Annotated in this window: 13 protein-coding genes and 1 pseudogene; all 14 read left to right on the plus strand. The window is 27.3% G+C overall.

Translation table 11 applies throughout. The features are described from left to right. The first annotated feature begins 374 nt into the window (after nucleotides 1-374). The 14 genes and pseudogenes from minC to obgE all read left to right on the plus strand — a co-directional run bounded on the left by minC (nucleotide 375) and on the right by obgE (nucleotide 12,705). Nucleotides 375-1,016, plus strand: coding sequence for a septum site-determining protein MinC (gene minC / locus NG901_RS11070; protein ID WP_252214494.1), 642 nt, complete (start codon nucleotides 375-377; stop codon nucleotides 1,014-1,016). Between the two features lie 18 nt (nucleotides 1,017-1,034). Next, the gene (minD, locus tag NG901_RS11075) at nucleotides 1,035-1,832 is read left to right on the plus strand and encodes a septum site-determining protein MinD (RefSeq protein WP_252214497.1); all 798 of its coding nucleotides are present in this window, start codon (nucleotides 1,035-1,037) and stop codon (nucleotides 1,830-1,832) included. A gap of 12 nt (nucleotides 1,833-1,844) precedes the next feature. Then, nucleotides 1,845-2,111, plus strand: coding sequence for a cell division topological specificity factor MinE (minE, locus tag NG901_RS11080; protein ID WP_252214500.1), 267 nt, complete (start codon nucleotides 1,845-1,847; stop codon nucleotides 2,109-2,111). Nucleotides 2,112-2,234: 123 nt separating this feature from the next. Beyond that, entirely contained in the window at nucleotides 2,235-3,368 is a 1,134-nt protein-coding gene (gene rodA / locus NG901_RS11085) for a rod shape-determining protein RodA (protein WP_252214503.1), read from the plus strand. Nucleotides 3,369-3,438: 70 nt separating this feature from the next. Further along, nucleotides 3,439-3,540, plus strand: a pseudogene (locus NG901_RS11090) (methylglyoxal synthase); the annotation flags it as partial. Between the two features lie 358 nt (nucleotides 3,541-3,898). Beyond that, nucleotides 3,899-4,696 carry a M23 family metallopeptidase gene (locus tag NG901_RS11095; RefSeq protein ID WP_252214505.1) on the plus strand — a complete coding sequence of 266 codons (798 nt, stop codon included), beginning with the start codon at nucleotides 3,899-3,901 and terminating at the stop codon, nucleotides 4,694-4,696. A gap of 28 nt (nucleotides 4,697-4,724) precedes the next feature. Next, a complete protein-coding gene (locus NG901_RS11100) occupies nucleotides 4,725-5,600 on the plus strand; it encodes a site-2 protease family protein (protein WP_252214508.1) in 876 nt (291 codons plus the stop codon). Nucleotides 5,601-5,808: 208 nt separating this feature from the next. Continuing rightward, nucleotides 5,809-7,662: a TIGR03960 family B12-binding radical SAM protein gene (locus tag NG901_RS11105; protein ID WP_252214511.1), complete on the plus strand. Its 1,854-nt coding sequence runs from the start codon at nucleotides 5,809-5,811 to the stop codon at nucleotides 7,660-7,662. Further along, nucleotides 7,646-8,359 carry a TIGR03936 family radical SAM-associated protein gene (locus NG901_RS11110; protein WP_252214514.1) on the plus strand — a complete coding sequence of 238 codons (714 nt, stop codon included), beginning with the start codon at nucleotides 7,646-7,648 and terminating at the stop codon, nucleotides 8,357-8,359. Before NG901_RS11105 ends, NG901_RS11110 begins: the two co-directional genes overlap by 17 nt. Before the next feature lie 72 nt (nucleotides 8,360-8,431). Continuing rightward, nucleotides 8,432-9,880: an Rne/Rng family ribonuclease gene (locus NG901_RS11115; protein ID WP_252214516.1), complete on the plus strand. Its 1,449-nt coding sequence runs from the start codon at nucleotides 8,432-8,434 to the stop codon at nucleotides 9,878-9,880. Nucleotides 9,881-10,074: 194 nt separating this feature from the next. Then, complete coding sequence (gene rplU, locus NG901_RS11120; protein ID WP_252214518.1) at nucleotides 10,075-10,386, plus strand: 50S ribosomal protein L21; 312 nt, start codon at nucleotides 10,075-10,077, stop codon at nucleotides 10,384-10,386. Between the two features lie 4 nt (nucleotides 10,387-10,390). Next, nucleotides 10,391-10,777 (plus strand): ribosomal-processing cysteine protease Prp, encoded by a 387-nt coding sequence (locus NG901_RS11125; RefSeq protein WP_252214520.1) that lies wholly within the window; start codon nucleotides 10,391-10,393, stop codon nucleotides 10,775-10,777. A 4-nt stretch (nucleotides 10,778-10,781) separates the two neighbouring features. Beyond that, nucleotides 10,782-11,081 (plus strand): 50S ribosomal protein L27, encoded by a 300-nt coding sequence (gene rpmA / locus NG901_RS11130; RefSeq protein WP_003372402.1) that lies wholly within the window; start codon nucleotides 10,782-10,784, stop codon nucleotides 11,079-11,081. A gap of 337 nt (nucleotides 11,082-11,418) precedes the next feature. Continuing rightward, nucleotides 11,419-12,705 carry a GTPase ObgE gene (gene obgE / locus NG901_RS11135; RefSeq protein WP_252214522.1) on the plus strand — a complete coding sequence of 429 codons (1,287 nt, stop codon included), beginning with the start codon at nucleotides 11,419-11,421 and terminating at the stop codon, nucleotides 12,703-12,705. Nucleotides 12,706-12,717 lie beyond the last annotated feature (12 nt).

The raw sequence follows: 12,717 nt of genomic DNA on the forward strand, positions 1-12,717 counted from the left end.
AATATATAGAAAAATAATAAAAAGTTATCTTAAACGAATTTAAGTTTAAGATAACTTTTTTATTTACGAATAGAAAATTATAAGAAGTTTTTTAAACTTTCAAAAAGTCACTTTTTAACAAGCAGTTTTAAGTGTTAAAGCCAAATTAATATGTACAAAAATAATATAATAATGTTATAATTTAAACTAGGTTGTAATATCAAAAATGAGTATTAATTTTATATTTAATATATACATAATTTATCCTAATATATCATTGCTAATATTATTTAATGTAATAATATTTTAGTTAATGCTATGTTTAAGAAGTGATGAACTAGATAGTTAAATCTTGTTGCTTTACATAAATAATAATCACTTGATTGGAGGTAGCAATGCATAAGGATGGTGTTTTAATAAAGGGAAACAGGGAAGGTATAAATGCGACAATTGATATGGAGAAATTCGAGAGCTTTGAAGACATGTTAAATATGTTAATAAAAAAGTTATCAAAAGGTAAGCATTTTTACAAAGGTACAACCTTAATTCTTAATGTGAATTTAAGTTTGATAAAAAAAAATGATATTCAAAAACTTAAAGAATCTCTTTTAAATGAAATAGAATTAAACGAAATTATTTTTGAACAATTAGAGCAAGAAAGTAATATACAAACGAAAATATTTAATGGGGTATATGAAGGAAAAACTAAATTTATAAGACGTACTGTAAGAAGTGGTCAATGTTTGACTTACCCAGGTAATATTGTAATTATAGGAGATGTTAATAGCGGAGCAGAAGTTCATGCAGGTGGCAATATAATCGTTTTAGGATCACTAAAAGGAAGCGTAAATGCAGGGAATACAGGGAATAAAAAATCTATTATTGCTGCTTTTTTACTAGAACCAGAAATATTAAAAATAGCAGATGTAATAACTATTTCACCAGATGGATTAGAAAAACCTAAGTATCCAGAAATAGCAAAAGTGAAGGACGGAACCATTATAGTTGAACCATATTTAGCAAATAAATATATATAATATCGGAGGAGAATGTAAATGGGAGAATCTATTGTAGTAACTTCAGGTAAGGGTGGAGTTGGAAAAACAACTACAACAGCAAATATAGGTACTGCATTAGCTGCACTTGGTAAAAGAGTTGTAGTTATTGATGGAGATACAGGACTTAGAAATTTAGATGTATTGTTAGGATTAGAAAATAGAATAGTATATACATTAGTTGATGTACTAGAGGGAAGATGTAGGTTAAAACAAGCACTTATAAAAGATAAAAGATTTCAAAATATGTGTTTACTTCCAACTGCCCAAACTAAAGATAAAGACGATATAAGCCCACAAGAAATGCTTAGAATAGTAAATGAATTAAAGGAAGAATTTGATTATGTTATTATAGACTCACCAGCGGGAATAGAACAAGGATTTGAAAACGCTGTTATTGGTGCAGATAGTGCTGTTATTGTTGTAAATCCAGAAATAACATCAGTTAGAGATGCAGATAGAGTTATAGGAAAATTAGATGCTAAAGGTCTAGAAGATCATAAGTTAATAATAAATAGACTTAATTATGAAATGACTAAAAATGGAGATATGCTTGACATAAGTGATATTATAGAAACTTTATCAGTTGAACTTTTAGGAGTTGTTCCTGATGACAAAAACATAACTGTTTCTACTAATAAGGGAGAACCAATAGTATTAGAGGAACAATCATATTCAGGACAAGCATTTAGAAATATAGCTAAAAGAATTACAGGAGAAAAAGTTGATATAATGAATTTACAACAAGAATCAACTGGTTTCTTTACATCATTAAAAAGATTATTTAAACGTAAGTAAGGAGGGTCTTAAATGGGATTTTTTAAGGGGTTGAGCAGTAGACCAACACCTAAGCAAGTTGCAAAGGATAGATTAAAGCTTATACTTATACATGATAGAGGGGAAATTCCTACAGATACTTTAGAAAAAATAAGAAAAGAAATACTTGCGGTAATATCTAAATATATAGAAATTCAAGTAGATGATGTTGAAATATCTGTAAATAAGAGTGAAGATATGGAAGGTGAAAATACTTCTGCATTAATTGCAAGTATTCCTATTAAAAGTATAAGAAGATAAAGCTTATAATAAAATATTAATATTTTATTATGATTTGTTGAATTAATAGCTTTTTATAGAGAAAAATAAGATAATATATATATATAATTTTATTATAAATCTCTATATATTCGAGGTGAGGAATTGCTTAAAAACTTCAAAATTGACTTAAGATTAATAAAAGAAATTGATAAAACTGTATTAATTTCTACAGTGCTTTTAGTGCTATATGGTATTTTAAACATTTATATGTGTACTAAAGGAGAATATGGTTTTGCTTTTGCAAAACAACAATTTTTTTGGCTTGTTTTATCTATAATTGCACTGTATTTTTTTGTTGCTATAGATTATACAATAATATTAAATTATGTTCCAATATTTTATTGGGGATCTGTAATACTGCTTTTAGCTGCTAAGATTCCGGGAATTGGAGTAGTAGTTAATGGTGCAAGGGGATGGATTAGAGTTGGAGGCTTTCAATTACAACCAGCTGAACTTGCAAAACTAGGAATTATACTTATGCTAGCTAAAAAGTTAGATGAGATGGATGGAGAAATAAATAATCTTAAAAGTTTCTTTATACTTGTCTTTTATGCATTGGTACCAGTTATATTTATTGTAACTCAACCTGATATGGGAATGACTATGGTTTGCTTTTTTATAGTTCTTGGTATATTTTATATAGCAGGACTTGATATGAAAGTAATAGGTGGTGGGTTGTTAAGCTTAGTACTATTAATAGTTATAGTTTGGAATTCAGGACTTATTCAATCATATCAAAAGCAAAGATTTACAGCGTTTTTAAATCCTGAAGCAGCAGATGCTACATCTGGATATCACTTAACACAGTCATTAATAGGAATAGGATCAGGCGGAATACTTGGAAGTAGGCCATCATTAAAAATTGATGGAACAACAGGATATTCAGCTCAGAATGTTCCAGAAGTTCAAACAGATTTTATATTTGCAGCAATAGCTGAACAATGGGGGCTTATTGGAGCTATAGTATTATTAACCTTATATGGATTTTTAATATATAAGATGATTTCTATTGCAAGAACATCAAAAGATATTTTTGGATCTATTATATGTGTTGGAATAATTTCATACTTCTTGTTTGCAATATTTCAAAATATAGGTATGACAATTGGATTATTACCTATAACAGGAATAACATTACCATTAATAAGTTATGGTGGAAGTTCACTTTTAACAACTATTATGTCTATAGCTTTAGTATTGAATATAGGTATGAGAAGAAAGAAAATATATTTTTAGATAAAAGATAAAAGCTAGATTAAATGGTTTAGAATAGGGAGTGGGATATATGAGAATAGCATTAATAGCACATGAACCAGATGTATCAGCATTGCTTAGGGTATGCGATGTACATAATATACCGGTTGTTACCAACTTAGGTACAGCAGATTTAATAATTAAACAATTTTAATAAAGGGTATTAATCTTCATGTTAGAAGGTTATATAGAAGCAGGTGATATTAATGTATCATCTGTTTTTTTTTAGAGTTCTTAAAGTAAATTCCTCTGTCCATGAGCTTTATACTACAATATCAACAATGTTTTAAAACATAGCCTAATAAAATAGAACCAAAAAGCATGTACTGTAATAAAATAATAGTATTTTTTTTATTTAGTAGTTAAATATTTCATAATATACGTTTTCCGTAAATATAATTTAATAAGGCATTATATTATACCTAGTATTAAAGAAATAACTAGAATTAATAATCTTTAATTCTAGTTATTTCTCTAATATAAAATTTAAATCATTAATAATGGAGGGAAATATGAGTAACTATAGAAGTCAATATGAAAGATACTACAAGAATATATTGAATCAAAAAAGAGGTATCAATACTAGAAAATCAATTAATCCTTATAATAAAAGATTAAGTTATGCTAATGATTATACAAATTTAAAAAAGAAACCTAGATTTATTAACAAGTTATTATTTCAATGTGTATTTTCTGTAATATTATTTGCTATAATATTTTCTTTGAAAATTACGCCAATACAAAAAACTAGAGACATATATACATTATCAAAACAATATCTAACTCAAGACTTTAGCAAAGATATTAATTATTCTTATGTTATTAGTGTTATTAATAAAATAAAGAGTACTGATTTAAAGGATAAAGCTGTAGATTGTATGAATTTACTTAAAGAAAAAACAAATAAAGTTGAAAAGACTAGCATTAAAGCCAAAATAAAAGATAATTATTGCTTGCCAGTTTTGGCTTCGTACATGAAATTGCAAGGTGATATTAAAGGGGTTTTCCTTGAAGGTAAAGAAGGAGAACAAGTTATTTGTAGTATGGATGGAACTGTTGTTAAAGCTGCAACTGATGATGGAGGACAAAATATACTAATAAATCATGGTAATGGAATTCAAACATACTATGGAATGATTAAAAATTCTGATATTAAAGAAGGGGATGAAATAAAAAAAGGAGAGTATTTAGGAGATTGCAATAAAATATCTAATACTGAAAAAACAGGAGTAATATTTAAGTTTATTTATATGGGAAAGGAACAAGATCCAACTGAATATTTAGATTTTTCTAATTTGAAAAATGTATAATGCAATATCAATGACGTAGGAGTTGAACATGAAAAAATGGTATAGTATTTTTATTATAGAAATTTTAATAATATTTGCTATCTTAGATTTTAAGAGTACACTATTTATAAGTTTTTTTTGGATTATAGCACATGAATGTATTCATATATTGGTTGCTAAGAAGTTTGGTTGTAAATTTTATAATATGAAATTAAATTTATCAGGAACATATGCAGAACTAAGTGATGTTGATGAATTATCAGAAAAGAAAAAGCTTATTTTATATTTATCTGGTCCTGCATTTAATATTTTTATGGTTGTATTTTTATTTTTTATTCAGGAATATGTAGATTCTAATTTTATAAAAAGAAGTATAGATATTAACTTGAGTTTGGGAATATTTAATCTTTTACCAGCATATCCATTGGATGGTTCAAGAATATATGAAATATTGCTATCAAAAAAGTTTTTATATAAGGAATCTAAAAAAATCACAGGAATTTTTAGTTTTATTGTTTCTAGCATATTTTTTATATTATTTATTATAATGATATTTTTACATAAAATAAATATAAGTCTATTTTTAGCTGCTATACTGATGACATATGCTACAATTAGAGAGAAAGAGAAGACAATGTATATAATTATGAGTGATATGATTAAAAAATCAAGAAAATTAGAAAAGTATGATTATATAGAAAATAAAAGTATCTCGGTATATTATAAAAAGGGCTTAGTCAATGTACTAACATTAGTAGATAAAAATAAATTTAATACATTTTATGTTATTGATGATGATATGCAATTACTTAAAATAATTCATGAAGATGAATTGTTAAGAGCTTTAAAGGAGTATGGAAATATAACTTTAGAAGAGTATGTGAAAAAGAACATTAAAAATTTATATGAAAATAATAAAATGTAATTTAGGTATTGTATGAAGTATTGGCAATAATAACGCTGTTTCAAATATACTATAATTGTGTTAGAATAGGGTTATCAAAAAATAAGAAGTATACTTGTTATACTTCTTATTTTAATGTAGAAGATTACAAAAGTTTAAAAATATAACGTCCGAATGAAATAGAAAGAACAATCATATTTTATGATTTTTAAGGAGGAAATTTTTTAGAATGAACAAAATTTCAGATGATATTTTATTTAAGGTTGAAAAGCCGTGTAGATATACTGGTGGAGAATTAAACCAAGTTATTAAAGAACCAAAAGAAGTTGACATAAGATTTGCATTTTGTTTTCCAGATGTTTATGAGGTTGGAATGTCTCATTTAGGAAGTAGAATACTTTATCATACAATAAATAAAAGAAATGATACATATTGCGAAAGAACATTTGCACCATGGCCAGATATGGAAGAACAATTAAGAAAAAATAATATTCCATTGTTTACGTTAGAAACTCAAGATTCATTAGGTGAATTTGATATATTAGGATTCACATTACAATATGAAATGAGTTATACAAATATATTAAATATGCTTGATATGTCAGGAATAACTATTAGAGCATCAAAAAGAGGCGAAGATGAGCCAATAGTTATGGCTGGTGGTCCTTGTGCGTATAATCCAGAACCTTTATATGACATAGTAGATTTCTTTGAAATTGGTGAAGGCGAAGAAATGATGGATGACGTTTTAGAAGTATATAAAAAATACAAGGGTAAGGGTAAGAAAAAGGAATTCTTAAGAGAAATATCAAAAATTCAAGGTATTTATGTACCTTCATTATATGATGTTACTTATAAGGAAGATGGAACAATAAAAGAATTTAAACCTAAATATGATGATGTTCCAAAAGTTGTTACAAAGAGAATTATAAATAATTATACAGATGTTGATTTTCCAGAGAACATCATAGTTCCTTATACAGAAGTAGTGCATGATAGAGTAGTATTAGAAACATTTAGAGGATGTACTAATGGATGTAGATTCTGCCAAGCAGGAATGATTTATAGGCCAGTTAGAGAAAAGAAAAGAGAAGACTTAGTAAAGCAAGCTAGAGAATTAGTTAAAAATACAGGATATCAAGAAATTTCATTATCTTCATTAAGTACTTGTGATTATTCTGAAATAGAAAAATTAATAAAAGATTTAATGGAAGAACATGAGCCAAATAAGGTTGGAATAGCGCTGCCATCAATAAGAGTGGATGCTTTTTCAGTTGATTTAATAAAGGAAATTCAAAAAGTTAGAAAAACAGGTTTAACTTTTGCGCCAGAAGCAGGATCTCAAAGAATGAGAGATATAATAAATAAGGGGTTAACTGAAGAAAGAATATTAGACGCAGCCAAGAGTGCATTTCAATCAGGGTGGAGTAAATTAAAGCTTTACTTTATGATTGGATTACCATATGAGAATATAGAGGATTGTGCTGCTATTGGAGAATTAGCTGAAAAAATAGTTGCAAAATATTATGAAATTCCTAAAGGTGTTAGAAATAAAGGACTTAGAGTTACAGTGAGTACTTCAATATTGGTACCTAAGCCATTTACACCATTCCAATGGAGTGCTATGGAAAGAATGGAAATTGTAAATAAAAAGATAAATGCTGTAAAAGATTCAATAAAAACTAGAGCTATAAATTATAATTATCATGAGCAAAAAACATCATTTATGGAATCATTATTTGCTAGAGGCGACAGAAGATTATGTGATGTTTTAATAAAAGCTTTTGAAAAAGGTGCTAAATTTGATGGATGGTCAGAGTATTTTAAATATGATGCATGGATGGAATCACTAGAAGAATGTAATGTAGATGGAGAATTCTATGTATATAGAGAAAGAGAATATTCAGAAATATTACCTTGGGACTTCATTAATATCGGAGTAAATAGAAAATATTTAGAAATAGAAAATGAAAAAGCTAAAAGAGAAGAATTAACACAAAACTGTAGAAAAGGATGTACAGGATGTGGTGTTAATGTGAACTTTAAGGAAGGGGAATGTTTCGAAGGTGCGATACTTAATTAAATATACTAAAGAAGCAAATGTAAAATTTATTTCTCATCTAGATTTAATGAGGACTATACAAAAAAATATTAGAAGAGCTGAGCTTCCAATGGAGTATTCAAAAGGGTTTAATCCACATATGACTATGTCCATAGCTCAACCACTAGCTGTTGGCGTGTATTCTGATGGAGAATACATGGATCTAGTATTTGCAGAGGAAATGAATGAAAAAGAAATTATAGATAGATTAAATTCAGTATCTTCAAGTGGAATAAAATTTAAAGAGGCAACTAAAATTCCATATGTAGAGGGGGAAAAGAAAGTTCCTCAGGGGATGGCATTAATTGATGCAGCGAGATATACAGCAAAAGTTCCTTATGAAAATACAGAAAATCTTGAAAATGAAGTTAATGAACTTTTAAATAAAAACCAGTGGAAGACAATAAAAAAGAGCAAAAAAGGTGAAAAAGAAGTAGATATAAAAACAATGATTAGAGAATTTAAATTTTGGATAAAGGATGATTATCTAGTTATAAATATGGTTATTAATTCAGGTAGTAGAGAGCATTTAGCACCTGAATTGGTAGTTAAATATATACAAGAAAGAACTTCTAATGTTAAAACAGAATCTTTTGTAGATATAAAAAGAGAAGAAATGTATTTCTTAAAAGGTGAAAGATTATTACCATTATATAAAGCATTAGAATTTAATAAATAGTAATTATAGACTATGTTTTAAAACAGTGTTGATATTTAATAATAAAGCTAATTCATTTAGGATGTGAGTGTATTGAAAGAGATTTTTATTGAAAGAAAAGAATCTTTATTAAGAATTGGTATAAGAGAAAATGAAAAGTTAGTAGAGAGTATAGTAGAAGAGAATAAAAATGAACCGATAATAGGAGAAATATATAAGGCAAGAGTAAAAAAAATACTTCCTGCTATTAATTCAATTTTTGTAGACTTAGGATTAAACAAAGAAGGATATTTATATTATAGTGAAGAGCTAAAAAGTACTGGCATAAAAAAAGGTGAAGATATACTTGTTGAAGTTGTAAAAGAGCCAATAAATGATAAAGGTGCTAAGCTTACTACTAAAGTTAGTATACCTGGTAAATATGCAGTATTAAATTGTTATGACAAAGGAATTCATTTTTCAAAGAGAATAGTTGATGAAGAAAAGAAAAAAGAAATCTTAGAAAATTTACAAGAGTTAAATGATGTAGGAATAACAATTAGAACAGAAGCAATATATGCAGACAGTGAAACTTTAAAAAATGAAATTAATAGACTGTATAATGAATTTCTTAATATAAATAAAAGTTTAAAGTATTCTACCCAAGTTAAGAAAATTTATGGCGAAGATTTGAGCTTATTTAGAATTTTAAGAAATACAATTGGACAGAATCCTGTGAAAATATATGCAGATAATAAAGAAGATTTTGAAAAGATCAAAGATTTTAGTAAAGATGAAAGTAATGTAGTATTAGAATTGTATTCTGGTATGAGAAATATCTTTGATTTTTATGGACTTGAAAAAGAGCTTTTAAAGTTAAGACATAATAAAGTCAATCTTCCATGTGGTGGTTATATAGTTATTGATAAAACAGAAGCAATGTATGTTATTGATGTTAATAGTGGAAAAAACATAAAAGGAAGAAGTTTTGATAAAACTATTTTAGAAACTAATTTAGAAGCAGCAAAAGAAATTGGAAATCAAGTAAAAGTTAGAAACCTAAGTGGAATAATTGTTATAGATTTTATAGATATGAGAGATAAATCTCAAAAAAATATTGTTATGAGAGCCTTAGAAGAAAGTTTTTCATCAGACAAGGGCAATACTAAGATATTTAAATTTACAGAATTAGACTTAGTTCAAATATCAAGAAGAAGACAAGGGAAAAGTATTTATGAGTATATGGAAGAAGATTGTATGACTTGTAATGGACATGGAAGAATTTTGAAATTGTTTTATATTCAAGACCTTATAAAAAATGAAATTTTAAGAATAAAAGAAGATAATACAATAAGTTCTTTTTATATTGAAATTGACAATGTTTATAAAGAGAGAATAAAAGGTGATCTATTTAATTTTCTAAAAGAAATAGATTGTCTTGATAAAGAGATTTATTTAAATTATATTGAAAATATGGAAGGGTTTAAGATAGAACCTTTAATTTTTCAAAGTCAAAAAGTTAATTTAGAGAAATACAAAATAACACAATTTGACACTATATAAGATGAAAAATATATTATAATGAGCAAAAAACAAAAAATATAATAAATTTACACTACAAAATAGCAAATTTTAATTTACAAAAAATTAATAATGTGATAAAATGGCTTTTGTAGACCGCACACGTAAGGTTTTAATGAACAAAGTTAAATCTTTGTACCAAAAGTGGCGAGACCGTTAAATGAGGAGGTGTTTTAATGTACGCAGTATTAGCAACAGGAGGAAAACAATACAGAGTTCAAGAAGGAGACGTAATATACGTTGAAAAACTTAACGCTGAAGTGGATTCTACAGTTGAATTAACAGAGGTTTTAGCAGTAGCTAACGATGAAGGTATCAAAGTTGGTGCACCAGTAGTTGAAGGTGCTAAAGTTACAGCTAAGGTTTTAGCTCAAGGAAAGCAAAAGAAGGTTATAGTTTTCAAATATAAGGCTAAAAAAGACTATAGAAGAAAAAATGGTCATAGACAACCTTATACTAAGTTAGTAATCGAAAAGATAGAAGCTTAATATCATGATTAAAGTAGGAATTAATTATAAAGACAGTAGTATTATTGGATTTGTAATAAACAATCATGCCTTATGTGGAGATAGAGACTTTAGAAATGATGTTTCTTTAGTTGGCGAGACATTTGATATGATATGTAATTCTGTTTCAGTCTTATCACAAAGCGTTATTATAGGTTTGGACGAAGTATTAAAACTTAATTCTACTTATGAAATAAGTGATGGATATTTAAAGTTAGATCTTAATGATTTTAACGAAAAAGAGATAGAACAAGCACAGGTTTTACTACAAACTTTTGAAAAAAGCTTAGAAAGTTTAATTTTAAGTTTAGATGAAATGTTTGGAAGTAAGAAACGTAAAGAATATATAACTTTATTGAAAGAGGAGGTGTAGCCTTATGTTAATTATGAACCTTCAATTATTCGCTCATAAAAAAGGAGTGGGTAGTTCTAAGAATGGTAGAGACTCTGAATCTAAGAGATTAGGAGTTAAATCTACAGATGGAGAATTTGTTCTTGCTGGAAATATTATAGTAAGACAAAGAGGAACTAAGATTCACCCAGGAAACAACGTTGGTAGAGGTAAAGATGATACTTTATTCGCAAAAATCGACGGAGTTGTTAAATTCGAAAGAGTGGGTAAAGATAAGAAAAAAGCTAGTGTTTACCCAGTAGACGTTGAAGCAATAGCTGAATAATTATTTTTTGAAATAAAGCACCCAACAGGGTGCTTTTTAAGTTATATTGAATTATTAATATAATATTGATATTACTTTAAAAAAATAACATTAAAATAAATTAATAGTTTTATTGAGTTGAAAAATATTAATAGAACTTTGGTAATTAAACATCATTTTAGATTATTTATGATTAAATTATTATATAATTAGTTAAATTAATTATAAGGGATTTTTAATGTGTTATAATAAAGTGTGATTTTTGAAGACATAATAATTAGTAAAATAAGAATTTAATCATAATTGAGTTTAAAGATATTCTATTTAGGAAAAGAATTTAATTAAGAAGGGTGATAGCATGTTTATAGATAAAGCCAAAGTATTCATAAAGTCAGGAAAAGGCGGAGATGGAGCCATTTCATTTAGAAGAGAAAAGTATGTACCACTTGGAGGTCCAAATGGTGGAGATGGTGGAGATGGTGGAGACATAATACTTCAAGTTGACACTGGAATAACTACTTTATTAGATTTCAAATATAAAAAGAAATTTATTGCAGAAGATGGTGAGAATGGCGGAACATCTAAATGTTATGGTAGAGCTGGTCAAGATCTTATTATAAAAGTTCCAATGGGAACAATAATAAGAGAAGAAGAAAGTAATAAAGTAATAGTAGACTTATCTAAAAAGGGTCAAGAATTTGTACTTGTAAGAGGCGGAAGAGGCGGTAAAGGTAATACTAAATTTGCTACTGCAACTAGGCAAGCACCACATTATGCTGAACCAGGAATGCCAGGTGAAGAATTATCAATAGTTTTAGAATTAAAATTATTAGCTGATGTTGGATTATTAGGATTCCCTAATGTAGGTAAATCAACTTTATTATCAATGACAACTAAAGCTACTCCAAAGATAGCAAATTATCATTTTACTACTTTAAAGCCTAACTTAGGTGTTGTAGCAATAGATGGTATAGAACCATTTGTTATGGCGGATATCCCAGGTATAATAGAAGGTGCTGCAGAAGGTGTAGGATTAGGAATACAATTCTTAAAGCACATAGAAAGAACAAGATTATTAGTTCATATAGTTGATATTTCTGGAATAGAAGGAAGAGAACCTTTTGAAGATTTCGTTAAGATCAACGAGGAACTAAAAAAATATTCAGTTAAATTATGGGATAGACCACAAATCGTAGTAGCAAATAAATCAGATTTACTTTATGATGATGAAGTTTTTGAAGAGTTTGAAAGAAAAGTTAAAGAACTTGGATTTGCTAAAGTTTATAAGATGTCAGCAGCTACAAGAGATGGTGTTGATGAAGTAATAAAAGAAGCAGCAAGAATGCTTAAAGAAATTCCTGTTAAGGAATTAGAAATATCAGAAGATGAAATGTATATACCAGAAGAAAAGAGATTTACATATGCTATAGATGTTGAAAAAGATGAAGAATACAATACTTATGTTATTTCTGGAACTTTTGTAGATAGGTTATTAAGTGCTGTAAATATACATGATGCAGATTCATTAAGATATTTCCATAAAGTATTAAAAAATAAAGGCGTAATGAATGAATTAAGAGAAATGGGTATAGAAGACGGAGATGTTGTTAGATTAAATGATTTCGAATTTGAATACTTATTATAATATAATTTTGGA

Source organism: Clostridium sp. CMCC3677, assembly GCF_023845585.1.
In the GTDB taxonomy this organism is placed as follows: Bacteria; Bacillota; Clostridia; order Clostridiales; family Clostridiaceae; genus Clostridium; species Clostridium aquiflavi.